Here is a 26,232-nt window from a genome sequence, read left to right on the forward strand (position 1 = left end):
AAAAATAGAATTGTTTCATGGACGCTTTAATATTTGTAGGATAACACTTGCTTTGTAAATGTATTAGCAATAATGGCATAGCCGTTATCATTGGGATGTACTTGGTCAAATAATAATTCTTTTTTATCATTCGATATTAATTTTCGAATTGGTAAAACGATAGATGGTTGATTTGCTTTTGCAATGGAATAAACAGATTCATTCCAGCCATCTAAAAACATATCTGCATAACTTGCGATGGAGTCATCGAGTTGTAACGGGTTATAGAGTTCAGAGAGAATGAGTAAAGCGTTCGGATTTTGATCGCGAACTGTCTTTACAATGTTTTTTATATCCGCTTCAAAATGAGCTTTTTCTTTATTTAACATTTTAATACCGTCTATAACACCGACATCACGATTTAAGCGAAATAAATTATTTCCTCCGATATTAATCGTAATGATATTTGCTGCTCTAATTTTTTGCTTTATATCTTCTGATTGAACATTTTTAGCGAGACGATCTGTTGTAAGACCGTTTATCCCAAGGTTTTCTACTGTAATTGGTTTATGAATTTGTGCTTCTATTTGTTTAGAAGCTAATTCAGCAAATCCCCCTTGTGTCGATCCATATCCTTTGGCGAGTGAATCACCTAAAACAAGGTGATAAAAGGAATCGTTTGTTTGTTTATCAATCCAACTTGGAGTGGATGTTTTTGTTGTTTTTTCTTCGGCTTCGTTTTGTTTTGTCTCATCGTTCTTCTCAAAATAAGAATAAGAAATGATTAGAAGGAGGAGACAAACAATTGTTAAGATGACTTTTTTCATAAATTCATCCTCCTTGTAATTGGTAATTGTATCATATTCAGCAGTATTAACAATGTAAGGGCATATTATATATCTATGAAAATTTTACAATAACTTTACAGAAAATTTGTAGAAGCATGTCAAAAAATATTGACGATATGAAAGTACATTATATATGATAATGTCAGATAAGGTGAAACTAGGGTTAGTGGGAAGTCTATTTTCCGTTAATAGTTAGTCTTCAGCTATCGAGCTTTTGTGGGACTACCCGTTAAAGCGGAATGAAATAAAAATCGAATCTCTACTAGAAGAAAAAAATATGAGGTTAGAGATAGATAGAGATTTATTTCATTATATTGGGTAATTGTATAAGGGGGATTTTTTGTGAAAAAGTCAAAAAAAATGCTAGCTGGAGCAACTCTTGCTATTGGTGTGATAGCGCCACAAGTGTTGCCAACAACGGCTTATGCGGATGAGAAAACTGGGGAGAGTACAGTTAACTTACGAATTTTAGAAACATCAGATATTCACGTTAACTTAATGAATTACGATTATTATCAAACGAAAACAGATAATAAAGTAGGTCTCGTACAAACTGCAACACTTGTTAATAAAGCGCGTGAAGAAGCGAAAAATTCTGTCCTATTTGATGATGGGGATGCATTACAAGGGACGCCGCTTGGAGATTACGTAGCGAATAAAATAAATGATCCGAAGAAGCCTGTGGATCCTAATTATGTACATCCATTATATCGTTTAATGAATTTAATGAAGTATGACGTCATCTCTCTTGGGAATCATGAATTCAATTATGGTTTAGATTACTTAAACAAAGTGATTAGTAAAACAGAGTTCCCGGTTATTAACTCGAACGTCTATAAAGACGACAAAGATAATAATGAAGAGAATGACCAAAATTACTTTAAACCATATCATATTTTTGAAAAAGAAGTAGAAGATGAAGCTGGTCAAAAACAAAAAGTGAAAATTGGGGTAATGGGATTTGTTCCACCTCAAGTTATGAATTGGGATAAAGCAAATTTAGAAGGAAAAGTAAAAGCGAAAGATATTGTTGAAACAGCGAAAAAAATGGTACCAAAAATGAAAGCAGAAGGTGCAGATGTTATTGTTGCACTAGCTCATTCAGGTGTTGATAAGAGTGGATACAACGTTGGAATGGAAAACGCGTCGTATTATTTAACAGAGGTTCCTGGTGTAGATGCAGTATTAATGGGACATTCACATACAGAAGTGAAGGATGTATTTAATGGTGTTCCAGTTGTAATGCCTGGTGTCTTTGGAAGTAACTTAGGTATTATTGATATGCAATTGAAAAAGGTAAACGGAAAATGGGAAGTGCAAAAAGAGCAGTCGAAGCCACAACTTCGTCCGATTGCTGATAGTAAAGGAAACCCATTAGTACAATCTGATCAAAAATTAGTTAATGAAATTAAAGATGATCATCAAGCGACAATTGATTATGTGAATACAGCGGTAGGAAAAACAACAGCGCCAATTAATAGTTATTTCTCATTAGTACAAGATGATCCGTCTGTACAACTTGTAACAAATGCCCAAAAATGGTATGTAGAAAAGTTATTTGCTGAAAATGGACAATATAGTAAATATAAAGGAATCCCAGTTTTATCTGCAGGAGCACCATTTAAAGCGGGTGGACGAAACGGGGCTACCTATTATACTGATATTCCAGCTGGAACGTTAGCGATTAAAAACGTTGCAGATTTATACGTATATCCAAATACGTTATATGCTGTAAAAGTAAATGGGGCACAAGTGAAAGAATGGCTTGAAATGTCTGCAGGTCAGTTTAATCAAATTGATCCAAAGAAAACAGAAGAACAGCCATTAGTAAATATAGGATATCCTACATATAACTTTGATATTTTAGATGGCTTAAAATACGAAATTGATGTAACACAACCGGCAAAATACGATAAAGATGGAAAAGTTGTAAATGCAAATACGAATCGTATTATAAATATGACATATGAAGGTAAGCCTGTAGCTGACAATCAAGAGTTCATCGTTGCTACAAATAACTATCGTGGAAGTAGCCAAACGTTCCCTGGTGTAAGTAAAGGGGAAGTTGTATACCAATCACAAGATGAAACACGTCAAATCATTGTGAAGTATATGCAAGAAACACCAGTTATTGATCCAGCAGCAGATCAAAATTGGACGTTCAAACCGATTGTTGCAGATAAATTGAATACAACATTTGATTCTTCACCAAATGCCCAAAAGTATATAAAGAAAGATGGGAAAATATCATATGTTGGACCATCTGAAAACGAATTTGCTAAATATGCAATTGATATAACGAAGAAGAATGATGATAAGGAAACTGGTGGAGAGAATCCAACGACACCACCAACAGGTGAGGGCAATAATGGAGAGAATCCAACGACACCGCCAACAGGTGAAGGTAATAATGGAGAAAATCCAACGACACCACCAACGGATGAAGGTAATAATGGAAATAACGCAGGAACTGGACAAACGGATAATCAAGATACAAAAGAAACAACTGTAAGTGAAAATAAAGAAGCAGATAAAGAGGAACGTGATTTACCGAAAACAGGTGCAAGCGTTGCTTCTACAATCGGAGCAGGTCTGGCTTTTGTTGGTGCGGGACTACTTATGTTATTTAGAAGAAAGAAAGCGAATAGATAGTAGAGGAATATAAAAAGGATTACCTTAATTGGTAATCCTTTTTATATTATGAAACTGGTACTGTTTTTTCTTTCTTCCATGAAAGGCCAAATCCAGTAAAACCAACGATAATCGTTACGACTGGACAAGCTAGACAGAAGATTGCGTATGGAACATAATCGAGTGTTGGGACGCTGAGGACGTTTGTTAGGAATACGCCACTTACACCCCATGGTACGAGCGGATTAATTACTGTACCAGCATCTTCTAATACTCGTGATAAATTACGACGTTCTAAACCGACTTCATCGTATTTGTTAGCGAATGCTTGCCCTGTTAAAACGATTGATAAGTATTGTTCGCCAAGTAAGAAGTTTACACCAATTGCAGTTGAAGCAGTAGAAATAATTAAGCGTGTACTAGTTTTTACGAAGCTAGAGATGATATTCATTAGCTGCGTGATAATACCCATTCCTTGTAATAAACCTCCCATACAAAGAGCTAGGAAAATAAGAGCAATTGACATCATCATACTTTGTAAACCGCCGCGAGATAATAAGCTATCAATATCTTTTATACCAGTTTTAGAAACGTAACCGTCTTGCATAATTTTCATTAAATCAGCTAAAGAAGTGCTCGGTTTAAAAATAAAGAGAATAATAATCCCTACTACGATTCCTGCAAGTAATGTTGGAACTGCTGGAACCTTTTTAAATGCGAATAGGAACAGTAATAAAATAGGAATAAGAGTGACGATAGAAATCGTTGCATTTTTTTCTAATGTAGTAATAAATGCTGAGAAATCAACGTTTCCACCAGATCCACTTCCTAAAATGAAATATGCAATAAAAGCAATAATGAAAGCTGGAATTGTCGTCCAAAGCATGTTACGAATATGTTCAAATAAATCTACACCGGTTACAGCAGGAGCTAAGTTTGTTGTATCAGATAAAGGAGACATTTTATCTCCAAAGAATGCACCAGAAATAATTGCGCCAGCGATAAGAGCTGGGTCGTATCCAAGGGCAGTGCCCATTCCCATAAAGGCAAGACCTACAGTTGCAGCAGTTGTAAAGGCACTACCAATGCTTGTTCCAACAATGGCACAAACAACAAAAACAGTTGGAACGAAAATTTTTGGAGATACAAGTTGGAATCCGTATACCATTAAAGTTGGAATTGTTCCAGCTGCGATCCAAACACTAATTAATACGCCTACAAGTAAGAAAATAAATATTGATGGAATACCAGCTGAAATACTGCTTATCATTCCTTTTTCCATAGTAGACCAAGAGATTTTTTTTATAAATCCAAATGCTAATAAAAGAACGATACCAAATAAAATTGGGATGTGTGGTGAAACTTCTAATTGAATAACACTAAAACCAATACAGAAAAAGATAAAAATTGTTAAAAGAACAGATTCAATTTTTGAAACCATTGTTTTCCCCTCCTAAATAATCTAAAATAGCTCTTTTTTATATAAAATTCGCCAATATTGTTTATTTCCTTCTAAATTTTAGAATTTTGCGACAAATCACCGGTAATTGTCAATATCTCAATATGATACGGAAATGATTGGATAAAAAAACGTCCCTGCATATAATTATGCAGGGACGAAGAAATCGCGGTACCACCCTAGCTTGTGAAATGAATGTATCACAAAATAAAGGGTCATATGATATGCGCTAATAAAATAAAAACGCCCCTGCAATATATGCAGGGACGAAAAATTCGCGGTACCACCCTAAATTGTGAAACAGTGTCGTTTCACCACTCTTTAGACATAACGGTCTATAACCGTCTTTCACTACTCCTTACGTTTCGTAAAAGAAGCTCCAGGGGGTAATTCATAATTCGCTCTGTACTGGTTCGCACCGACCACCAGCTCTCTGAAATCAGAAATCGAAATACTACTAAATCCTATCAACGCCGATTCATATGATGTTAGTTAAATTTTTATCATATATTCGTCTTACATGTCAATAAAAATGTTTAATATTTTTTTAGGGAAATAAAGGAGAAAAGTTTTAATACTGCGAAAACGTGCGTTATAATGAATTTGAAAGGGGAGGAAAGAGTGAAGAAAAAAATAATTCTTTTTACCACCTTACTAGTCGTTGGAGGAAGTGCTGGAATTTACACAGCTTTTGCAGCTGAATCAGAGCAGTCAAAACAAAGTCAAACAAAGCAGTCAGAAGTGAAGAAAGTGAAAGAAACTGAAGAGAAGAAGTCGATGGAAAAAGCAGCTGCAAAACTCGGAGTTTCTACTGAAGGAAAGACAAAAGAAGAGATTACGAAAGAAGTAGACACGGCTAGGTTTGAGCAGCGCCATGAATTATTAATTGAGCATGCGAAGCAACTTGGAATTGATACAGAAGGAAAAAAAGATGAAGAGATTATTTTAGAAATTGGCAAGATACAACATGGAAAGTAGAACAACTTATCGTATGATAAGTTGTTCTTTTTTAAGAACTATTTGATTTAAAAATAATTGACAGTCATTTAATTTTAATGTTAACTATATTTATAAACTAGTTAACATTAGGGGTGGCAATTGTGACTATTAATAGTAATACGACTGAAAAATCGCCTTATACATATGAAGAATTATCGGAGAAAAATAAAGCTTACGTATGGCACCCATTTACACAAATGAAGGATTATTTAGAAGAAGATCCTGTCATTATTGAACGTGGAGAGGGAAGAAAGTTATACGACGTGAATGGAAATGAATACTGGGACGGTGTTTCGTCTATTTGGTTAAATGTTCATGGGCATCAAGTACCGGAACTAGATGAGGCAATTCGCGAGCAATTAAATAAAATTGCGCATTCTACTATGTTAGGGCTTGCTAATGTTCCATCTATTTTATTAGCAGAAAAAATAATTGATGTTGTACCAGAAGGGTTGAAGAAAGTATTCTATTCAGACTCTGGTTCAACAGCTGTTGAAATTGCAATTAAGATGGCATTTCAATATTGGCAGCATAAAGGAAAACCGAAGAAACAAAGATTTGTTACATTAAAAGAAGCGTATCACGGTGATACAATTGGAGCGGTTTCAGTAGGAGCGATAGACTTGTTTCACCAAGTGTATAGTTCACTATTATTTGAGGCAATTAAAATGCCGTATCCGTATACATATCGTTCTCCTTACGGAAATGACAAGGAAGAAATTGTGAATAGACATTTAGAAGAAATGGAAGAATTGCTGAAAGAAAAACATGAAGAAATCGCGGCAATTATTGTAGAACCTTTAATGCAAGGTGCTGGGGGCATGATTACAATGCCAAAAGGATATTTAAAAGGGTTACGTAATTTATGTACAAAATATAACGTTTTATTTATTACAGACGAAGTAGCGACTGGATTTGGGCGTACGGGGAAAATGTTTGCGTGTGAACATGAAAATGTGACGCCAGACATTTTAACGGCCGGAAAAGGTTTAACGGGCGGTTATTTACCAATTGCAGTTACAGTAACGACAGACGAAATATATAATGCCTTCTTAGGAGAGTATGAGGAACAAAAAACATTTTTCCATGGGCATAGTTATACAGGCAATCCTTTAGGGTGTGCTGTAGCAATCGCGAATCTAGAACTATATGAAAAAACTAAGTTAATAGAAGCTGTTGCGCATAAAACAGAATATGTAGCGGAGCAATTAGAAGCGCTTAATGAATATAAGCACGTAGGAGATATTCGTCAGTGTGGGTTAATGGTTGGAATTGAACTTGTGAAGAATAAGGAAACGAAAGAATCGTTTGAATGGACAGAGAGAGTTGGTGTTCAAGTATGTAAACGATCAAGAGAGCTGGGCATGATTTTACGACCACTCGGTAATACGATTGTATTTATGCCTCCTCTTGCCTCTACAATTGATGAGATTGATGATATGTTACGCATTTTATATAAATCAATATCGGATGTTACGGAGGGAGAATCATGAGCGGTTTTTTCATAACGGCAACGGATACTGAAGTTGGAAAAACTGTAGTTGCCGGTGCATTAGCAGGTGTATTTAGAGAATTGGGATATAACATAGGGGTATATAAACCGTTGCAAAGCGGACATGTTGCATCAAACCTAGAGGGAGATGCAGCGAGGTTAAAAGTATTATCAGGTGTACCGACAAGAGAAGAAGAAATTTGCCCTTATTCTATTGAAGAACCGCTTGCTCCGAGACTGGCTATGAAAAGAGCTGGGAGGACAGTAACGTTAAAAGAAATTACTAGTCACTATAATGAACTACGAAAAGAGTTTAATAGCCTATTTGTAGAAGGGGCTGGTGGGCTTGCAGTCCCATATACAGAAGATGCTTTAGTGATTGATTTGGCAAAAGAATTACAGCTTCCTCTTATTGTAGTAGCGCGTCCTACACTAGGGACAGTTAATCATACTGTTTTAACAATTTCTTATGCAAAAGCACATGGCTTAACAGTAGCAGGTGTAATTTTATCTGGTTGTAAAGAATGTGAAAAAGAAAGAGTGCAAGAAAATAAAATAATGATTGAGGAGTTAAGTGGAGTGCCGGTTTTAGGGTTATTACCATTCCTTGAAGGAGAGTTTACAAAGGAAGAATTATTAGAAGCGGCAAAAGAGCATATTATGATTTCAAAATTAGAGGAGCTCATCCAAAATGAATCAAACATGGCGCGCGCATCTTCTATCTAAAGTAGAACAACTAAAGGAACAAGGGCAGTATCGCAATTTGCATGGAACAGAGCGATCCGAAGAGACATGGCTTATTCGAAATAAGAAAAGGATGCTAAATTTAGCATCGAATAATTATTTAGGATTAGCTGGGGATGAAAGGTTGAAAGAAGCTGCTATCGCCTGCACAAGAAAATATGGAACTGGAGCGACAGCATCTCGTCTCGTTGTAGGAAATTATCCATTGTATGAAGAGGTTGAGAGAAGTATATGCGATTGGAAAGGCACTGAAAAAGCTTTAATCGTAAATAGTGGATATACCGCAAATGTTGGCGTGATTTCTTCATTAGCCTGTCGTCACGATATTGTTTTTAGTGATAAATTAAATCATGCAAGTATCGTTGATGGAATTATATTAAGCGGGGCAGAACATAAAAGATATCGTCATAATGATTTGGATCATTTAGAGAAGCTATTGAAAATAGCGTCACCTGAAAAACGGAAATTAATCGTAACAGATACTGTTTTTAGTATGGATGGAGATACTGCATATTTAAGAGAGTTAGTGCAAATTAAAGAGAAATACGGGGCAATCATTATAGTTGATGAAGCACATGCAAGTGGAATATATGGCATCGATGGAGCTGGATTATCTCATATAGAAAAAGATATTGCTCAAAAAATTGATATACATATGGGGACGTTTAGTAAGGCTCTAGGGTGTTATGGTGCGTATTTAACGGGCGATTCCATTTATATAGAGTACTTACAAAATATGATGAGAAGCTTTATTTTTACTACAGCTTTACCACCAGGAACATTAGGAGCAGTGCAAAAAGCAATTGAAATTGTGAAAGAAGATAACGAAAGAAGAGAGCGACTGATAGCGAATGGTGCATATTTCAGGACGCATTTACAAGAAGCTGGTTTTGACATTGGGAATAGCTCAACACATATTGTACCGATTGTAGTCGGTTCAAATGAAAATGCTTTACGGTTTAGTGAAAGGTTACAAGAGGTAGGTATCGCAGCCATTGCAATTCGTCCGCCAACTGTACCGGTTGGTAGTTCCCGAATTCGCTTTGCAGTTACGTCACAACATACAATAGCTGATTTGAAATGGGCTATTCAGCATATTGTACGCATTGGTAAAGAAGAGGGGTTTTTCGTATGAAAGAGCTAAAGATTATTTTTATTCCTGGGTGGGGAATGGAAGAAGGTGTTTGGACTTTAGTTCTACCGTACTTTAAAGAATATTCTGTTCGATGTATCAATTGGCGTAACGTGAAAGAACAAAGTGAATTTGCTGGGCGAATAATAGATGTAGCAAAGGATGAAAATGTAATTTTAGTTGGATGGTCACTAGGAGCGTTAGCGGCAGTTCAAGCTCATAAAAAGATTGAGGCGAAAGGTATTGTACTAATTGGTGGTACCGCTAAATTTACAAATACGAGCGACTATACGAGTGGATGGAATGATTTGCATGTAGAACGGCTGAAAAAGAATTTGGTGAGAAAGAAAGAAGATACGCTCAAGCGGTTCTATGAAAATATGTTTACAAAAAATGAGCTGAAGGAGAATACGAGTTTTGAAGAGATTGCGCTGCATTTTAAAGGAGACTCCATTCAGTCTTTACAATTAGGCTTAGATTATTTAATAGAAACAGATATGAGAAACGAATTAACAGATATCAAAGTCCCGTTGTTACTTCTTCATGGAGAGCAGGATGTGATATGTCCATTATCCGCAGCTCATAGTATGACAGAGAATACAAATGCTAAGCTAAAAATAGTAAGTGAGGCTGGGCATGTGTTATGCGTAACGAATTTTGAATATTGCGCAAATGAAATCATTCAATTTGTAGAGGGGATACGACATGATCAACAAAACGTTACTACAAAAACGGTTTAATGGGGCGGCTGTATCCTACGATCAATATGCAAATGTACAAAAAAAGATGGCACATTCGTTACTTTCTATATTGAAGCGGCGATATAGTGAAACATCATCGATACGTATTTTAGAACTTGGATGCGGAACAGGTTATGTCACAGAGCAATTATCAGACTTATTTCCGAAAGCGCATATTACAGCTGTTGATTTTGCTGAAAGTATGATTGCAGTTGCGAAAACTAGACAAAACGTGAAAAATGTAACGTTTTACTGTGAGGATATCGAAAGATTACAACTTGAAGAAACATATGATGTCATTATTTCGAATGCCACATTTCAATGGCTAAATGATTTAAAACAAGTGATAAGAAATTTATTTCATCATTTGTCTATAGATGGACTATTACTCTTTTCAACGTTTGGACATGAAACATTTCAAGAATTGCATGCTTCGTTCCAGCGGGCGAAAGAAGAAAAAAATATACAAAATGAAACAGTGATTGGTCAACGTTTTTATTCGAAAGATCAGTTGTTTCATATATGCAAGATAGAAACAGGGGATGTGCATGTTTCTGAAACATGTTACATAGAGCGTTTTACAGAAGTTAAGGAGTTTCTACATTCTATTCGAAAAGTAGGAGCGACCAATAGTAATGAAGAGTCTTACTGTCAAAGTCCTTCACTCTTTCGTACGATGCTTCGTATATACGAAAGAGACTTCACGGAAAAAGAAGGGATAATGGCAACGTATCATGCTTTATTTGTGCATATAACAAAAGAGGGGAAGAGATGAAATGAAACAAGTACAAACAAAAAGGGATTGGAAGAAACTTGCATACGACGTAGTAGAAGAGAAAATGATTACGAAAGAAGATGCAATAGCGATATTAGAGGCTGACGATACAGAGGTTTTAGAAATTATGAATGCAGCTTATATTATCCGCCATCATCACTTTGGTAAAAAAATAAAATTAAACATGATTATTAATACGAAATCTGGATTATGTCCTGAAGATTGTGGGTATTGTTCACAGTCTATTATTTCAGAAGCACCGATTGATAAATATGCATGGTTAACGCAGGAAAAGATTGTAGAAGGGGCGCATGAAGCGATTCGCCGTAAAGCGGGTACATATTGTATTGTAGCATCTGGTCGTCGTCCGACGGATAAAGAAGTAAATCATGTAATTGGAGCCGTTAAAGAGATTCGTGATACGACAGATTTGAAGATTTGTTGTTGTTTAGGTTTCTTAAATGAAGATCAAGCAGGACGCTTAGCGGAAGCAGGCGTACATCGTTATAACCATAACTTAAATACGCACGCAAACAATTATGATAGCATTTGCTCAACGCATACGTATGACGATCGTGTTGATACAGTTCAAAAAGCGAAACAAGCTGGTATTTCACCATGCTCTGGGGCGATTTTTGGAATGGGAGAGACAATAGAAGAGCGTGCTGAAATTGCATTTGAATTACAACGTATAGATGCAGATTCAATTCCATGTAATTTCCTTGTGGCTGTAAAGGGAACGCCGCTTGAAGGACAAAAAGAGTTAACACCTGTAGAATGTTTAAAGGTGCTGGCGATGATGCGTTTTGTAAACCCAACAAAAGAAATTCGTATTTCAGGAGGACGCGAAATCAATTTGCGATCTGTACAGCCGCTCGGTTTATTTGCAGCAAATTCTATCTTTGTTGGCGATTACTTAACGACAGCTGGGCAAGAGCCGACTGCGGACTGGGGTATGATAGAAGATTTAGGATTCGAAATTGAGGAATGTGCATTATAAGATAGAGAAAAAGCAAACTTGTAAAAGAGTTTGCTTTTTTTGTAAATAAAATGTAATAAATAGTTGGGAACGCTTGATACTATTGGTTTTTGAGCGAAAAAAATAATTTTGGTGGACGAATTTTCCAAGCATTAGTTGTACATAGTAAATATGTAATTTATATTGGGTTGGAGGATTTTACATGTACAAATACATATTAGCGATTATGACTTGTCTAATTTTAATAAAAGCAATAAGTGCTGATCCAGTTAAGGCCGCCGAAAATCCTGAACAAAAAGAAATGCAACAAAGAATTGAACAACATTTTCGAACGAAAGCAGAACATTTTGGCTTGAAAACGGAAGGGAAAGATTTAAAAGAAGTACGAAAAGAAATTACTATTATAGAAGAAGCGAAAAAAAGAGAGAATGTATGGAGAACAGCGCAAACTCTTCGTATACAAACAGAAGGGAAAACGATGGATGAATTAATACAAGATGTACGGAAAAAGGTAAGGAAATAAAAAAAGAGGCCGTAGCCTCTTTTTTTATGCCCATTGTTTTGATAAGTGAGCCATTTCAATTGCAGCAACTGCTGATTCATAGCCTTTATTACCAGCTTTTGTACCTGCACGTTCAATCGCTTGTTCAATTGTTTCTGTCGTTAATACACCGAAAATAACTGGTATGTCTGTTTGTAGTGATAAAGATGCAACACCTTTTGCTACTTCATTACAAACGTAATCGTAATGCGTTGTAGCACCTCGAATTACAGTACCTAACGTAATAACAGCATCATACTTTCCGCTATTAGCCATCTTTTTAGCGATTAAAGGAATTTCAAATGCACCAGGAACCCATGCAACATCAATATCGTTTTCTTCTACACCGTGACGCTTTAATCCGTCTAAAGCACCGCCGAGTAACTTGCTTGTAATAAATTCATTAAAACGTCCAACAACAACCCCAACTTTTAAACCTGTACCAACTAAATGACCTTCGAATACCATAATAAATCTCTCCCTTAATTATAAGTTTAATAAGTGTCCTAATTTGTTTACTTTCGTTTGTAAATACGTTTTATTCTCTTTTTTTGCTGGCATTTGCAATGGAACACGCTCGATTACTTCTAAATCGTAACCTTGTAAGCCAGCAATTTTTCGTGGATTATTCGTTAATAGTCGTAAACTTTGTAAGCCTAAATCTTTTAAAATTTGAGCGCCAATACCGTAATCGCGAAGGTCAGCTGGGAACCCAAGCTTTTCATTTGCTTCTACAGTATCGAATCCTTCTTCTTGTAATTTATAAGCGCGAAGCTTATTAAGAAGGCCAATTCCTCGTCCTTCTTGTCTCATATAGAGAAGGACACCTTTTCCTTCTCGCTCAATTTGAGCAAGTGCAGCGTGTAGCTGTGGTCCGCAATCACAGCGGCATGAACCAAATACATCACCTGTTAAGCATTCAGAATGAACGCGGACGAGCATTGGTTCACCTGTTGAAATATCACCTTTTACGAGTGCGATATGTTCTTTTGAATCTAATGAATTAGAATAGCCAATTGCATGGAAAGTACCGAAATCTGTAGGTAGTGTAATTTCCACTTCTCTCGTCACAAGCGTTTCATGATGGCGGCGATAAGCAATTAAATCTTCTATTGTTATCATTTTTATATCAAATTGTTTTGCACACGCTATTAAATCAGGTACACGCGCCATCGTACCGTCCTCATTTATAATCTCGCAAATGACTCCAGCTGGCTCAGTTCCGCACAGCTTTGCCAAATCAACAGCAGCTTCTGTATGACCTGCACGGCGCAGTACACCGCCTTCTTTCGCAATTAATGGAAAGATATGCCCAGGACGATTGAAATCAGCACTTTTTGATGCAGGGTTTAACAATTCTTGTATCGTAGTTGCACGTTCGTGAGCGCTAATCCCTGTTGTGGTAGAAACATGATCAATGCTCACTGTAAACGCAGTATGATGCGAATCTGTATTATGAGATACCATTGGTTCTAATTGTAGGCGCTCCGCGTACCCTTCCGTAATTGGTACACAAACGAGACCGCGACCGTGTGTAATCATAAAATTAATCGTTTCCGGTGTAATATACTCTGCTAAAGCAATAAAATCACCTTCATTTTCACGGTTTTCATCATCACATACGATAACGACTTTTCCTTGTTTTAAATCTTCTAGAGCTTCTTCAATACGATGAAACATTATACTTCCCCCTTATAGAAATCCATTTTCTTGTAAAAAGCTCTCGGTCATTGAGCCTGTTCTTTTTACAGGTTTAGTAATAAAGCGTTCGATATATTTACCAATCATGTCACACTCAATGTTTACGATGTCTCCGGCATTCTTTTCTCCGATGACAGATTCGCTTACTGTGTGCGGGATGAGTGAAATTGTTATGGAAGATTCGTCTAAATCAAATATCGTTAAACTCGTTCCATCAACAGCAACAGACCCTTTATGCAAACAATAGCGCAGCAATTCATCAGAAATTGCTATTTTGTAATAGACGGCATTGTAATGTTGTTTTTTAGTTAAAATCGTCCCGATGCCATCAATATGTCCTGAAACGAAATGTCCACCGAATCGTCCGTTTGCAGCCATAGCTCGCTCTAAATTTACTTTAGAGTGGGATTTAAGCAGGCGAAGTGAGGTTGATTGCATCGTTTCAGGCATTGCATCAACTGTAAATGAAGTAGATGTAAAACTCGTTACAGTTAAGCAAATACCGTTAACCGCGATACTATCACCTAAGTGAACATCTGATAAAATTTTATTTGCATGGATCGTTAATTTCATCGCTTCTCCGCTTTGTTGCATGTTTGTTATCGTTCCTAATTCTTCTACAATTCCTGTAAACATTTCGTCACCTCACTTTGAGCATTCGCAACGATTTTTATATCATCGCCAATTTGTTTCATCTCTTGAATTTTCAAGGGAAGTGCATCTTGTAATTTTGAAAAACCATTTCCTCCAAATAGAGTAGGGGCATCTTTACCACCAATTAATTTCGGGCTTATATAGGTTACAATTTCATTGAAATTGTTTGTTTTTAAAAAACTTGCATGCACTGTTTGCCCACCTTCGACGAAAAGAGAAAGTATCTGTTTTTCGCCGAGTAGGTATAAGACATCTTGGATTTCAATTTGCTTTGTTCTCATTTGGAATATAGCTATATTTTCAGATTCATAAGAAGCTATTTTTTCTTTATTTACATCCTTCCCGACAATAATCCATGTCGGTGCTACACCGTCTGTCATGACATGGGAAGATGGTGGCGTTCGTAAATGGGTATCCAAAATAACGCGTATAGGATGTTTACCCCCGTTAGGAATTCTTGTTGTTAAATGCGGATTATCAGCTATAACCGTATTCACCCCGACAAGAATTGCATCATGTGTATGGCGGTATTGGTGAACATCAGCTCGTGCTTCTTCACCTGTGATCCATTTACTTTCACCAGTTGTAGTTGCTGTTTTTCCGTCTAAGCTCATCGCTGTTTTAATTGTTACAAACGGTCGTTTCGTTTTCATATAGTGAAAAAAGTATCGGTTTAGTAAAGTGGCTTCTTCCTCAAGAACACCGGTAGTTACTTCGATGCCAGCTTCTTCTAATCTCCTTTTTCCATTACCAGAAACGAGTGGGTTACAATCAAGGGTAGCAATGACAACGCGTTTGACTTCTTTTTTGATGAGTAATTCACAGCAAGGAGGTGTTTTCCCAAAGTGGCTACACGGTTCAAGTGTTACATAAACGGTAGCGTTTTTGGCGTTCGCACCAGCCATATGAAGGGCGTGAACTTCTGCGTGTTCTTCACCAGCATGTAAGTGAGCGCCCATACCGACGATGTTTCCATCGTTTACAACAACAGCACCAACCATAGGATTTGGACTCGTTTGTCCTGATGTAGTTTTTGCTAACTGCAAGGCAATCCTCATATATTCTTGATCTGTCATTCTCTTCACCTCTCCTAAAAAAATCAAAAAACCCCAAGGAATTAATATCCTTGGGGTTTGGGAGACGTGATTTCTAGAAATATAGTTCGAATACGAAAGTATAGGAAAGAAACCTAACGATGATTGATATTTTTGCATAAGGAAAAAACCTAGCAAAGATATCAAATTTTTTAAACGCTAGTTGTCTCTTTTTTATTTCAGTATAAAAAATGAGTATAGAAAACTAAGCATATATACAGCTTCAAAATGAAACTTTAAAAATATGCATACTGAAATAAAAGTGTATTCACTATATAAAAAACTAGAAACATATCCTTCTCCCATCCAGACTATACTGTCGGCCCTAGAGTTTCACTAGATCCACCGTTTTCGAGTTGAAAACGGGTCACGGACTTAGAAGTTTTCACTTCATCACCGCCGGTTGGGAATTTCACCCGACCCCGAAGGATGCTGTTTGGTCAAATTATAGCACAAAAAAGAAAAAAGGCTAGCAAAAAATATTCGAATGTGAAGAATTGTGTGAAAATACATAGAGGTTGGAATGGAGACAAAAGTATTAGAAATGTTGTTAGGGAAAGGGCTATACAGGTTTTGATTAAAAGAAAAAACATGCACAAAGAAATGTGCATGTTACTTGCCTTATTACTCTGCCTCTGGTGCTCTAACAACAGATTCGAATTTCCCTTTATGCGAAGCATCGCAATAAGGCATGTTTTTTGATAAGCCACAACGGCATAAAGAAAATGCCGGTTTTGCTGGGAATACATTTCCTTGTGAGTCGACTAGTTCCACGTCCCCTGTAACGCGAAAAGAGCCATTATCATTTACTTTAATTTGTACTTTTGCCAATGCTATCCCTCCTTTCCAAACGCTTAGTTTCATCATATAATCAAGGGAAGTACTTGACAATATAAAAAGAGCACTTTCTTTGGAAGAGAAGAGAGTGTTATAATGTTTTTTATAACTGACTAGAGTAAGGTGACGAAAGATGGATAAACAATTACGTACATTACGAAATATTGCAAATGAGCGCACGTGGGCATCATTTTTGAATGATAATCATCCATATAGTTTGTTACATTGGTCCATTGCAGGTGTAGGACAAGAAGTAAAAGATGTTTGGTTACTTCAAGATGAGGTAACGTTTCAAACGACAGAATTTCCAACACTAGATGAAGCGGTAAAGTGGATTTCTGAAAATATGGAACAAGTTACAGACGTTTTAGCGCAATAAAAAAACAGGCTTATGCAAGCCTGTTTTTTGTTTCTTTTACGTATGTGTTTAAAAATTGATCGACGGCTGTTTCATACTCTTCCTTATTTTCGTTATAAGAGCAAGCGTGTGCACCGTGTTCTGCAATATAAAGTTGTTTATTATTTTCTTTTGCTTCATATAAAGCTTTCGTCATATCAGCTAAAATATAATCGTCATCTTTACTATGAATAAAGAGAACGGGATTATTAATATTTTTGATACAGTCGATTGGTGAAACTTCACGAATCGTATAACCGTCACGAACTTTTAAAAAAGCATTTGCTAAAGGCAATAAAGGCCACTTTGGTAAATGGAATTCAACCTTTAAACGGTGCTGTAATTGTCCGTAAAAATCAGAGAAAGGACAATCTGCAATATAAAAATCGGCACCATCTTCTACAAGTCCTGCGTATTGAAGAAGTGTTGCAGCCCCCATGGATTCACCATGAATACCGAGTGTTATATTTGTGCCAAAACGACTTTTTAGCCAGTCAACTACGGATTTTAAATCATGTTTTTCATAGTATCCATAGCTTGTTGTTTTCCCGCCAGTTTTACCATGTCGACGATGATCGTAAATCAAGACGTTATATCCTCTGTTTAAAAATAAGTTTGCATATTTTACAGAGTTCATTTTATTTACAGTTACGCCGTGACAGAAAACCATAAATTTGTTGGAATGACCAGCAGGAATGTAATATCCATGAAGATCATATCCGAATTGCGAAGGAATATGAATTTCTTCTTTATGAAGAGCATCAAAATCTTCTATACGAAAATGTTTTTTCGTTTCTCGTTCTAGAACTTCTTCCTCTGTTTTTTTCTTTAAGTACATCACTTTATTTGTAAAGAAAATTCCAAGGGCAGTTATCGCACCTAGTATAGTAAACAATGCTGCAAAAAAACGTTTCATACTTTACCTCATCCTCCAAATACCGTTACATGTGATACACTTACATTGTATCACATGGATATAAAAGGGGAGAAATAGGAAATGCTGCATATACAAAAAATTACGCCAGCGATGAAAGAGACAATTCGAATGTTCATGTGTGAGAATTGGGGAAGCTCATTGATGGTTTCACGTGGTAAGGGGCATCAGTTAGAAGAGTTGCCAGGATTTGTTGCACTATTTGAAGACAGAATAATCGGAATTATAACGTATGAAGTGACCGGAAATATGTGCGAAATTGTATCGTTAGATAGCTTTGAAGAAAGAAAAGGAATAGGGACGAAACTTGTGGATTGTGTATTACAAGTTGCTGAAGAAGAAGGGTGCAGGCAGATTTGGCTCATTACAACGAATGATAATATGAATGCATTACGTTTTTACCAAAAACGTAATTTCATGATGACAAATTTATATGTGAACGCAGTGGAAGAGGCACGAAAAATAAAGAAAGAAATTCCACGTATTGGGTATGATCGAATCCCGATATTACATGAAATTCAGCTAGAATATCGTATAATGAAGTGATGTAACAATTTTCAGAAATATAAGTTATTATCCTTGACGGAAATTGTAATTTAAGTTACCGTAAAATTGTAATCTATTACCATATTAAGGGGTGACGATGTGGCAACTATACGTGATGTTGCAAAATTGGCAGGTGTTTCAGTCGCAACTGTTTCAAGAGTTATTAATGAAAAAGGATACGTTCATGAGGACACAGTAAAACAAGTAAAGGAAGCAATTGAGGAATTACATTATAGACCAAATAGTGCGGCAAAACCATTATTTAAACAAAACTCAACGATAATTGCATTACTTGTAGATAATTTATGTAATCCATCAAACATCACTTTGCTACATTGTATGGAAGAAATAGCATATGAAGAAGGATATCAAATAATTGTTTGTAATATAAAGAATAAAGATAAATATATACATATGTTAAAGCAAAATAACGTTGCAGGGGTTATTTTGACAAAATCAGTTTTTAAAAGTATAGGAGAAATTGCATTTCCGTTTGTAGTGATTGATGAAAAACAATCTCTTACAGAGTATTATGAAGGTGGACAGAGAGCTGTTTCTTTATTGAAAGAGAAAGGTTGTCACTTTCTTGCTTATATCGGTGAGGGAGATGAAAGCGAAGAAGTAGAAGAGCATATATCAGGATTTTTAGACGCTGTTTGGGAGGAAGGAATCTCTTATCGAGAGGAAAGTGTACAAGGGTATACGAATAAACAATTCATTACATTACTACAAAATCATCCGTATATAGATGGAATTGTAATCTCAAGTGATACGATTGCTATTGAGTTAATCCGAGCAGCGAAAGTTTTAAATATCCCTATACCAGATAAATTACAAATTATTGGACCTAACGGGAGTATAGAGTGTGGATGGATAGGTCCATCGCTACCGACGATTGAAAGATATGTCGAAGAAAATGGGAAAATAGCTTTTCAAAAATTAATTGGAAAAATAAAAGTAAAAGGTGCGTTGTAAAAAACGCACCTTTTATAATGTAATGGCCGCAATGAAGCCAAATATAAGTAACGGTATATTATAATGCAGAAAAGTTGGTACACATGTATCCCATATATGATGATGTTGACCATCAGCATTTAAACCGGATGTTGGTCCAAGTGTACTATCTGATGCTGGAGATCCTGCATCGCCTAGCGCTCCTGCTGTACCGATAATTGCAATGGTGGCCATTGGACTAAATCCGAGCTGGATGCAAAGAGGTACAAAAATTGTTGTTAAGATAGGGATAGTTGAAAAGGATGAACCAATTCCCATCGTAACGAGCAGTCCAATAACGAGCATAAGAAATGCAGCAAGTGGTTTGTTATTTCCGATTATCTGTGCACTCGTTTGCACAAGCGATTCAACATGTCCTGTTTTTCGAAGAACAGCGCCGAATCCAGCTGCTGAAATCATAACAAATCCGATAAAGGACATCATGCGCATTCCGCTCGTTAATATCGCGTCTGCTTCTTTAAGCGGTAGACTACCACTAACTGACAAGACGATAATCCCTGCTAAAGCACCGAAAATCATTGATTCTGTTGCTAATTGAACAGTCAATGTAGCTAAGATAGATACTAGCCCGAAAGTAATACTTCGCTTTGTATAGGGAACGATTTCATTTGCTGCAGTATGAATTTGTTCTGTTTCATACGTACGAGGTTTTCGGTACGTAATAAATACTGCTACACATAGCCCGATAATCATACCGATTGAGGGAATCGTCATCGCTTTTGGAATAAGTGTAACATCAAATGTAAGACCACTTTGTGCAGCATTTGTTTGTAATACGTCATGGAATATCTTTCCGAATCCAGCTGGAACCCACATATAAGGAGTAATCAACCCGAATGTAATAATACATGTAACAAGTCTGCGATCCACTTTCAACTCATTTAATACTTTTAAAAGTGCTGGAATTAAGATAGGGATGAAAGCGATATGAACAGGAATAACATTTTGTGAGAAACAAGCCATTGTTAAAATGATGAATAAAATAAGTATTTTAGAATAAATTTGTTTTTTTGTGTCTTGTTCGTTGCCAACCCATTTTAATGCGGTTTGAATCATAGCATCTGGAAGTCCTGTTTTGGAAAGGGAAATAGCGAAACCGCCAAGCATTGCATAACTTAAAGCGATAGGAGCACTGTTTCCAAGACCAGTTGTAAAAGTGTTAATTGTTTCTGAAATACCGAGTCCACCGATAAGTCCGCCTGTTAAAGCTCCAACAATGATGGCGACAATGACCTGGACACGTAACAAACTAAGCAATAGCATGACTGCTACTGCGACGAGTACAGCATTCATAATAAATGTAATCTCCTAATTTTTATTCTGTTAAAGCAAGTAAATATGAAGTACTTCGCTATATTTATACATACTTGCGACATATTATTATAAAATGTTTTCTATGAAATGTAAAAGAGCCTTTTGTTACTAATGCTGAAAAGCTAGCTCTTGTTTAATTGATTGCAAAGAATTAGCGAATAATTCCGGTTCTTCTAAATCAGGAGAATGTGCTGAATTTGGGAACCAAATCATCTTTTTTATGGGCGCTTCTATCACATCACAATATTCTTGAACGAGTGCATAAGGAGTTTGATAATCATAGCGACCAGAAAAAAAATAAACTGGAATAGATAAACTTGCAATAGAAGAAAAGAAATCAATTGTCAGCATTTCTTCCCATAAAACGCCAGATTTTAAATTTCCTGCGAGAAACTTAAACCAGTCTAATAGCGTATATTCAGGAGAAAAGAAACCTTTTCGTATGAAAGAAAAGGAAGATCCGTTTTGGATTGCTCCTCCGAATGTGCCAAGCCACTTTCTTTGAATAATGAGACGTCTCGTATCTAAAAATGGTGGTTTCCCTAATTTTAAAAGGGAAGCTAATGCTTTTTTATGATCATGTTTTTTAGCAGAGTTAATTAAATGCTGATATAGTAATTCTTCGTTTTGTTTCATATGTACAATCTGTCCAATACCGATGTAAGCCTCGATATACTGTGGATATTGATGTGCTATGTTAAGCCCGATAATACTTCCCCAAGAATGGCCAGCGAGAAATAGTTTTTGTTTGTTGAACCTTTTAAGTACATACTGAATAACTTCTTGTGCATCGGAAACGAATTGTTCGATTGTAAAAGTTGCCCCGAAATCTTTCATTGAAAAGGATTTACCCGCCCCGCGCTGATCCCAATTAATAACGATGAAGTGTTTCTCCAATTCTTTTTGAAAATGACGAATAAATCCGATTTGTGCCATGCCCGGTCCACCGTGACAGCATAATAAAATAGGTTGCTCTACGTTTTGCCCGCGCATAAGGAGAGTTTGTTTTCGATTATTAATCATAACGCTTTCCATCGTAGCGATACTATTAGGAATGAGTTGTTTATTTTCATTATAAAACTGTGGGGTATAGCTACGAAAAAGCATATTGAAACCCTCCTTTTCTGAAATCATACGAATCGCACAGGCTATTCGTTTTGCATATACTGTTAGAAAATCATTGTAACATACCATACTAGTGTCATTTCAACACGGGAGGAGGGAAATTGTGACGATTGGAGAAATTATAGATTGTCTAAATAGACGTGAATCAATCGCTATTATAGCAAAGCGCCTTGAAATAAGTCCCTATACATTATCGAAGAAATTGAGATTGATTGGATACGAATATGATGGAGAGCAGAAGAAACGTATTTTTGTAGGAGATGGAGAAGAACCACGTCACTTACAACTCCAAGAAGCGACCGCCCTTCAATATGCGAAAACAGATTATCAACTATTAATTTATGAGCAATTACAAAGTATTTATGAATTATTAAGCAAAAGAGAAGAAGTAAGTGCACCAATTATGAGTAAAAGTATAGAGAAAAAGAAACGTACCTTTTCTATTAATGTAGAAATATTAGCGAAATTAGATGTTATATCAGAATCGAAAGGGATTCAAAAATCTAAACTTGTCGAAGAGGCGTTACTACAATTTTTACAACAATATGGTGTTAGCAAAACATCACATTTTGGTAACTAAAGAAAAGGATACTATGTTCATTTTAAGAACGAGTATCCTTTTTGGGGTTCACATATATTACAAGTAAAATAAAGGTTGTTTGTACATAGCGTACTTAATTTATTTTTTGAATTCTTCCATCAATAACTGGCTGAATTGGTTCTTTTAATTGTTTCACATAATCGACTAGCGCTTCAAAGTCGTTTGGACCAGTTTCTGAATTCTTCCCATTTTTAAATGATACGAATCCGTCACCACCAGAAGCTAAGAAAGCATTCGCAACTACGCTGTATGTTTTAGATGGAGATAATTCTTCGCCATTCGTTAAGTTAATACTTGTCACTTTTTCACCGTTTGGTTTGCTTGCATCCCAAGTATATTGAATACCTGAAATTTGGAGCATTCTTGTTGTACCTTTTTGCCATTGTTGATTTAAAATATCGCGAATATCTTGACCTGTTAAATCCAATTTAATCAATTGATTTCCAAAAGGCTGAATACCGTATAATTCGCCCCATGTAATATCGCCAGCGTCTAAGTCATTACGAATGCCACCAGGATTCATAAGTGCGATTTGAGCTTGCATCGTTTGGCGCTGTGCATCGGCAATTACATTTCCGAGAGTGGACTCACCAGCATCGTTTTGTTTACGGTCAATAGGTGCTGTAGATTTTCCTACAACTTCATTTACAAGTGGTGCGATTTTTTCTTTATATTGATCTAGTTTTTGCTTTACTTGTTTATCAGGTTCTACACCTTCATGATATGTTGTAATAACTTCAGCTTTTTTCTTTACAATGTTTTTTGTTTTACGGTCAATCTTTACATCTACGTCTGAAAAAGCCGTTCCGTAAGAGTTCGCCTGTACGATAAGCTTATTATTAACTGTACCATTTACATACGTATGACTATGCCCACCGAAAATGACATCAACTTCTGGATCCGTTTCATTTGCAATTCGGTTAAGGTCGCCATTTGTTACACCAGATTCATCAGTCGTTCCGCCAACATGTGCAAGGACGACAATGGATTTAACGCCGAGACGCTTTAACTGTTGCGCTGATTTATTAATAGCTTCAACTTCGTCAGTGATCTGTACATTTTTAAGCATAGTAGGCATAACGACATTTGGTGTATCAGTTGTAACAACGCCGATGAATCCTACAGGAACACCATCTACCATTTTTACAGTAAATGGTGGTAAAAATAAGCGACCAGTTGACTTGTTATAAAAGTTAGCAGCTACATAAGGGAAGTTAGCACCTTTGAAATTCCCTGTTTTTTCGTGATATCCACCGTAAATGAGGCGTTTCATTTCATCGATACCTTCATCAAATTCATGGTTTCCGATTGTACCAACATCAAATTTTAAGTCATTTAAAAATTCAATTGTTGGTTCATCTTGTAACAATGCTGAAACTGGTGGACTAGCTCCGACAACATCGCCAGCATGTACGAGAAGTGTATTCGGATTTTGTTTTTTACGTTCTTTTAAATAAGTGGCTAAGTAATCAGCGCCACCAGCTTCTTTGTTATTAATTTTTTTTACAGTATCTAGTTGTCCATGGAAATCATTAATACCAAGCATTTGTACGTCTATGTAGCGATTTTGTTCAGCTGGAGTCTGAGATGGGGGAGCGGCAAATACGCTTGAAAAAGTAATAGTGCTTAAAACAGCAACGGCAGGGATAATTTTTTTCCACATAATTCATGTCTCCTTTTTTATAATCTGACATCATACGACATAATTTTAATAGATTCATAGGATTATATCCACAATAAAATTTAGTTTTTTCGAAAAATTAACATATTTACAAAAAAAGAATAATAGCGTAAGGAACCTTTTTTATTGTCGATTCTACCGAGTATCTACTATAATGGAGAAAAAAGTAAAAGGTGAGCAGCATGAAGAAAAAGAAACAAAGACAAATACAAAGACAATCTCAAGTGAATCAACAAAAGAATGAATCGCTAACATTAGGGGATCAATTAAATGATTCACTCATGCAACAATTAAAGAATAAGAAAAAAGAGTTGCAAGTGAGAGAAGAGAAAAAAGAGGCAGCAGAACTAGAAAGAAAGCGTCAAGAACAAAAAGAACGTGAAAAAAATAAATCATTTGAAGAACTGTTAAGTGAAAGCAATCTTACTTGGAAAGACTTTAAATAATAACAAAAATGATCAGTGAAATACCACTGATCATTTTTTGACGAGTTTGTAAGAAAAGGGGAGTTAAAATGAGAAAAATTGTAGTCGTTCCGTATGAAAATCATTGGAACGAAAAATTTCAAATGGAGGCTGAAAGATTAAAGTCAGCGATGCCAGAAATGGTGAAAATCCATCATATTGGAAGTACGTCAGTGCCAGGACTGGCAGCTAAACCAATTATAGATATGATTATGGAAGTAGAGAGTATCGATAGAGTAGATCATTGGAATGAACGTTTTGAAGAGCTTGGTTACATCGTCAAAGGGGAAAATGGTATTTCAGGACGCCGCTTTTTTATTCATGGAACGGAGGAAAAACGCTCGTATCATTTACACGTGTTTGAAAAAGGAAATCCCGAGATAGTAAGGCATTTAGCATTTCGTGACTATATGATGGCTCATTGTGAAGAAGCAGAGGCATATGCAACTTTAAAGAAAGAATTAGCCGAAAAATATACATATGATGGCATGCAATATACGGAAGGAAAAAATGAGTTTGTACGTAATGTGGATGAGAAAGCGAAAGAATGGAGAGAGGGAAACGTGAATAATTGAGTTCACGTGTTTCGTGTATAAAATTATTATGTAAACTGTACGTAAGTTTTGACTTTTGGGATAAATATTGTTGAAATAAAGTTGTGGTTTATAAAAATGTAACAATGAAAGGAAGACGACTGTGCATATTCCAACAATTACACTTCATAATGGCGTGAAAATGCCAATGATTGGCCTAGGCGTTTATAAAGCGAAAGAAGGCGACGAAGTAAAACAAGCAGTAAAAACAGCGCTAGAAGTTGGATATCGTTCAATTGATACAGCAACTGTATATGAAAATGAAAGCGGTGTCGGAGAAGCGGTTCGTGAATCAGGGATTCCGAGAGAAGACATATTTATTACAACAAAAGTTTGGAACGACGATCAAGGATACGAGGAAACACTTGAGGCATTTGAAAAAAGCTTAAAGAAATTACAAATGGACTATGTAGATTTATATTTAATACATTGGCCAATTAGAGGAAAGTATGTTGATACGTACCGAGCTTTAGAAAAATTATATGAAGAAGGTAAAGTGCGCGCAATTGGTGTTTCTAATTTTCATCAACATCATTTAGAATTGTTATTACCAAATTGTAAAGTGAAGCCAATGGTAAACCAAGTGGAACTTCATCCGATGTTAGCGCAATTTGAATTGCGTGCTTTCTGTCAAGGTGAGCAAATTCAAATGGAAGCATGGAGTCCATTAATGAGGGGCGGCGAAGTATTCCAGCATCCAATCATTCAAGCTATTGCTAACAAATATGAAAAAACACCTGCGCAAGTTATATTACGATGGGATATTCAAAGTGGAATTGTTACAATTCCTAAATCTGTTACACCATCTCGCATTCAGGAGAATTTTACTATTTTTGATTTCTCCCTAACGGAAGAAGAAATGAATCAAATTAATACGTTAAATCGTAATTTACATGTAGGAACGAATCCTGATAAATATGATACGCTATAAAAAGACGCTACCAGTATGGTAGCGTCT

At 36.2% G+C, this 26,232-nt stretch carries 27 protein-coding genes, 1 riboswitch and 1 other annotated feature; of the genes, 16 read left to right on the plus strand and 11 right to left on the minus strand.

All coding sequences use genetic code 11. The features are described 5' to 3' along the window. Nucleotides 1-26: 26 nt before the first annotated feature. Entirely contained in the window at nucleotides 27-806 is a 780-nt protein-coding gene (locus tag ACQKNI_RS20560; protein WP_088231030.1) for a GDSL-type esterase/lipase family protein, read from the minus strand. A 363-nt stretch (nucleotides 807-1,169) separates the two neighbouring features. Between ACQKNI_RS20560 and cpdB the strand changes: the two genes are divergently transcribed. Further along, nucleotides 1,170-3,479: a bifunctional 2',3'-cyclic-nucleotide 2'-phosphodiesterase/3'-nucleotidase gene (cpdB, locus tag ACQKNI_RS20565; protein ID WP_088231031.1), complete on the plus strand. Its 2,310-nt coding sequence runs from the start codon at nucleotides 1,170-1,172 to the stop codon at nucleotides 3,477-3,479. Nucleotides 3,480-3,525: 46 nt separating this feature from the next. Here cpdB and nhaC read toward each other — a convergent pair whose 3' ends face one another. Then, nucleotides 3,526-4,899, minus strand: a complete 1,374-nt coding sequence (gene nhaC, locus ACQKNI_RS20570) for a Na+/H+ antiporter NhaC (RefSeq protein WP_088231032.1) — start codon at nucleotides 4,897-4,899, stop codon at nucleotides 3,526-3,528. Nucleotides 4,900-5,176: 277 nt separating this feature from the next. Then, nucleotides 5,177-5,397 (minus strand) — a binding site (T-box leader). Nucleotides 5,398-5,538: 141 nt separating this feature from the next. Here nhaC and ACQKNI_RS20575 point away from each other — a divergent pair. The 8 genes from ACQKNI_RS20575 (at nucleotide 5,539) to ACQKNI_RS20610 (ending at nucleotide 12,301) form a co-directional block, all read left to right on the plus strand. Then, entirely contained in the window at nucleotides 5,539-5,895 is a 357-nt protein-coding gene (locus ACQKNI_RS20575) for a hypothetical protein (RefSeq protein WP_140417379.1), read from the plus strand. A 122-nt stretch (nucleotides 5,896-6,017) separates the two neighbouring features. Continuing rightward, nucleotides 6,018-7,409: an adenosylmethionine--8-amino-7-oxononanoate transaminase gene (gene bioA, locus ACQKNI_RS20580; protein WP_088231034.1), complete on the plus strand. Its 1,392-nt coding sequence runs from the start codon at nucleotides 6,018-6,020 to the stop codon at nucleotides 7,407-7,409. Then, entirely contained in the window at nucleotides 7,406-8,134 is a 729-nt protein-coding gene (gene bioD / locus ACQKNI_RS20585; RefSeq protein ID WP_088231035.1) for a dethiobiotin synthase, read from the plus strand. The genes bioA and bioD overlap by 4 nt, the downstream gene beginning before the upstream one ends. Then, nucleotides 8,100-9,287 carry an 8-amino-7-oxononanoate synthase gene (bioF, locus tag ACQKNI_RS20590; RefSeq protein WP_427282666.1) on the plus strand — a complete coding sequence of 396 codons (1,188 nt, stop codon included), beginning with the start codon at nucleotides 8,100-8,102 and terminating at the stop codon, nucleotides 9,285-9,287. Before bioD ends, bioF begins: the two co-directional genes overlap by 35 nt. Further along, the gene (locus ACQKNI_RS20595) at nucleotides 9,284-10,024 is read left to right on the plus strand and encodes an alpha/beta fold hydrolase (protein ID WP_098253383.1); all 741 of its coding nucleotides are present in this window, start codon (nucleotides 9,284-9,286) and stop codon (nucleotides 10,022-10,024) included. Before bioF ends, ACQKNI_RS20595 begins: the two co-directional genes overlap by 4 nt. After that, nucleotides 9,990-10,799 (plus strand): malonyl-ACP O-methyltransferase BioC, encoded by an 810-nt coding sequence (gene bioC / locus ACQKNI_RS20600; RefSeq protein ID WP_098253384.1) that lies wholly within the window; start codon nucleotides 9,990-9,992, stop codon nucleotides 10,797-10,799. The genes ACQKNI_RS20595 and bioC overlap by 35 nt, the downstream gene beginning before the upstream one ends. Nucleotide 10,800: 1 nt before the next feature. After that, on the plus strand, nucleotides 10,801-11,799 hold the full coding sequence (gene bioB, locus ACQKNI_RS20605) for a biotin synthase (RefSeq protein WP_000815850.1): 999 nt from the start codon (nucleotides 10,801-10,803) through the stop codon (nucleotides 11,797-11,799). 181 nt (nucleotides 11,800-11,980) lie between these two features. After that, entirely contained in the window at nucleotides 11,981-12,301 is a 321-nt protein-coding gene (locus ACQKNI_RS20610) for a hypothetical protein (RefSeq protein WP_088231039.1), read from the plus strand. A 24-nt stretch (nucleotides 12,302-12,325) separates the two neighbouring features. On the opposite strand, the gene ribH is transcribed toward ACQKNI_RS20610, so the two are convergent. From ribH to ACQKNI_RS20635, 5 genes are all read right to left on the minus strand, one after another. Then, nucleotides 12,326-12,787 carry a 6,7-dimethyl-8-ribityllumazine synthase gene (gene ribH, locus ACQKNI_RS20615; protein WP_000230892.1) on the minus strand — a complete coding sequence of 154 codons (462 nt, stop codon included), beginning with the start codon at nucleotides 12,785-12,787 and terminating at the stop codon, nucleotides 12,326-12,328. Between the two features lie 18 nt (nucleotides 12,788-12,805). Further along, nucleotides 12,806-13,999, minus strand: a complete 1,194-nt coding sequence (gene ribBA, locus ACQKNI_RS20620; RefSeq protein ID WP_098356841.1) for a bifunctional 3,4-dihydroxy-2-butanone 4-phosphate synthase/GTP cyclohydrolase II — start codon at nucleotides 13,997-13,999, stop codon at nucleotides 12,806-12,808. A 12-nt stretch (nucleotides 14,000-14,011) separates the two neighbouring features. Beyond that, entirely contained in the window at nucleotides 14,012-14,656 is a 645-nt protein-coding gene (gene ribE, locus ACQKNI_RS20625) for a riboflavin synthase subunit alpha (RefSeq protein ID WP_098356842.1), read from the minus strand. Beyond that, complete coding sequence (gene ribD / locus ACQKNI_RS20630; protein WP_098356843.1) at nucleotides 14,638-15,750, minus strand: bifunctional diaminohydroxyphosphoribosylaminopyrimidine deaminase/5-amino-6-(5-phosphoribosylamino)uracil reductase RibD; 1,113 nt, start codon at nucleotides 15,748-15,750, stop codon at nucleotides 14,638-14,640. The genes ribE and ribD overlap by 19 nt, the downstream gene beginning before the upstream one ends. 308 nt (nucleotides 15,751-16,058) lie before the next feature. After that, a riboswitch (FMN riboswitch) is annotated at nucleotides 16,059-16,202 on the minus strand. Nucleotides 16,203-16,392: 190 nt separating this feature from the next. After that, the gene (locus tag ACQKNI_RS20635; RefSeq protein WP_001151582.1) at nucleotides 16,393-16,599 is read right to left on the minus strand and encodes a CDGSH iron-sulfur domain-containing protein; all 207 of its coding nucleotides are present in this window, start codon (nucleotides 16,597-16,599) and stop codon (nucleotides 16,393-16,395) included. Nucleotides 16,600-16,738: 139 nt separating this feature from the next. On the opposite strand from ACQKNI_RS20635, the gene ACQKNI_RS20640 reads away from it, so the two are divergent. Further along, on the plus strand, nucleotides 16,739-16,984 hold the full coding sequence (locus ACQKNI_RS20640; protein WP_088231044.1) for a DUF2552 family protein: 246 nt from the start codon (nucleotides 16,739-16,741) through the stop codon (nucleotides 16,982-16,984). 10 nt (nucleotides 16,985-16,994) lie between these two features. On the opposite strand, the gene ACQKNI_RS20645 is transcribed toward ACQKNI_RS20640, so the two are convergent. Continuing rightward, a complete protein-coding gene (locus tag ACQKNI_RS20645; protein ID WP_098356845.1) occupies nucleotides 16,995-17,918 on the minus strand; it encodes an alpha/beta hydrolase in 924 nt (307 codons plus the stop codon). 81 nt (nucleotides 17,919-17,999) lie between these two features. Here ACQKNI_RS20645 and ACQKNI_RS20650 point away from each other — a divergent pair, with 81 nt between their 5' ends. Then, nucleotides 18,000-18,482: a GNAT family N-acetyltransferase gene (locus ACQKNI_RS20650; protein ID WP_098253388.1), complete on the plus strand. Its 483-nt coding sequence runs from the start codon at nucleotides 18,000-18,002 to the stop codon at nucleotides 18,480-18,482. 99 nt (nucleotides 18,483-18,581) lie between these two features. Then, nucleotides 18,582-19,457, plus strand: a complete 876-nt coding sequence (locus tag ACQKNI_RS20655; protein ID WP_088231047.1) for a LacI family DNA-binding transcriptional regulator — start codon at nucleotides 18,582-18,584, stop codon at nucleotides 19,455-19,457. Nucleotides 19,458-19,469: 12 nt separating this feature from the next. Here ACQKNI_RS20655 and ACQKNI_RS20660 read toward each other — a convergent pair whose 3' ends face one another. After that, entirely contained in the window at nucleotides 19,470-20,789 is a 1,320-nt protein-coding gene (locus ACQKNI_RS20660) for a Na+/H+ antiporter family protein (RefSeq protein WP_088231048.1), read from the minus strand. Between the two features lie 129 nt (nucleotides 20,790-20,918). Beyond that, the gene (locus tag ACQKNI_RS20665; protein ID WP_088231049.1) at nucleotides 20,919-21,917 is read right to left on the minus strand and encodes an alpha/beta fold hydrolase; all 999 of its coding nucleotides are present in this window, start codon (nucleotides 21,915-21,917) and stop codon (nucleotides 20,919-20,921) included. A 121-nt stretch (nucleotides 21,918-22,038) separates the two neighbouring features. Here ACQKNI_RS20665 and ACQKNI_RS20670 point away from each other — a divergent pair, with 121 nt between their 5' ends. Continuing rightward, on the plus strand, nucleotides 22,039-22,515 hold the full coding sequence (locus ACQKNI_RS20670; RefSeq protein WP_098356846.1) for a ribbon-helix-helix domain-containing protein: 477 nt from the start codon (nucleotides 22,039-22,041) through the stop codon (nucleotides 22,513-22,515). Nucleotides 22,516-22,609: 94 nt separating this feature from the next. Here ACQKNI_RS20670 and ACQKNI_RS20675 read toward each other — a convergent pair whose 3' ends face one another. Then, the gene (locus ACQKNI_RS20675) at nucleotides 22,610-24,199 is read right to left on the minus strand and encodes a bifunctional metallophosphatase/5'-nucleotidase (RefSeq protein ID WP_088231051.1); all 1,590 of its coding nucleotides are present in this window, start codon (nucleotides 24,197-24,199) and stop codon (nucleotides 22,610-22,612) included. 200 nt (nucleotides 24,200-24,399) lie between these two features. Here ACQKNI_RS20675 and ACQKNI_RS20680 point away from each other — a divergent pair, with 200 nt between their 5' ends. The 3 genes from ACQKNI_RS20680 to ACQKNI_RS20690 all read left to right on the plus strand — a co-directional run bounded on the left by ACQKNI_RS20680 (nucleotide 24,400) and on the right by ACQKNI_RS20690 (nucleotide 26,205). Then, nucleotides 24,400-24,663 carry a YqkE family protein gene (locus tag ACQKNI_RS20680; RefSeq protein WP_088231052.1) on the plus strand — a complete coding sequence of 88 codons (264 nt, stop codon included), beginning with the start codon at nucleotides 24,400-24,402 and terminating at the stop codon, nucleotides 24,661-24,663. Nucleotides 24,664-24,731: 68 nt separating this feature from the next. Beyond that, nucleotides 24,732-25,256: a GrpB family protein gene (locus tag ACQKNI_RS20685; protein WP_088231053.1), complete on the plus strand. Its 525-nt coding sequence runs from the start codon at nucleotides 24,732-24,734 to the stop codon at nucleotides 25,254-25,256. A 121-nt stretch (nucleotides 25,257-25,377) separates the two neighbouring features. Then, nucleotides 25,378-26,205, plus strand: coding sequence for an aldo/keto reductase (locus ACQKNI_RS20690; RefSeq protein ID WP_088231054.1), 828 nt, complete (start codon nucleotides 25,378-25,380; stop codon nucleotides 26,203-26,205). Nucleotides 26,206-26,232 lie beyond the last annotated feature (27 nt).

The organism is Bacillus sp. NPDC094064 (assembly GCF_050279585.1).
Taxonomy (GTDB): Bacteria; Bacillota; Bacilli; order Bacillales; family Bacillaceae_G; genus Bacillus_A.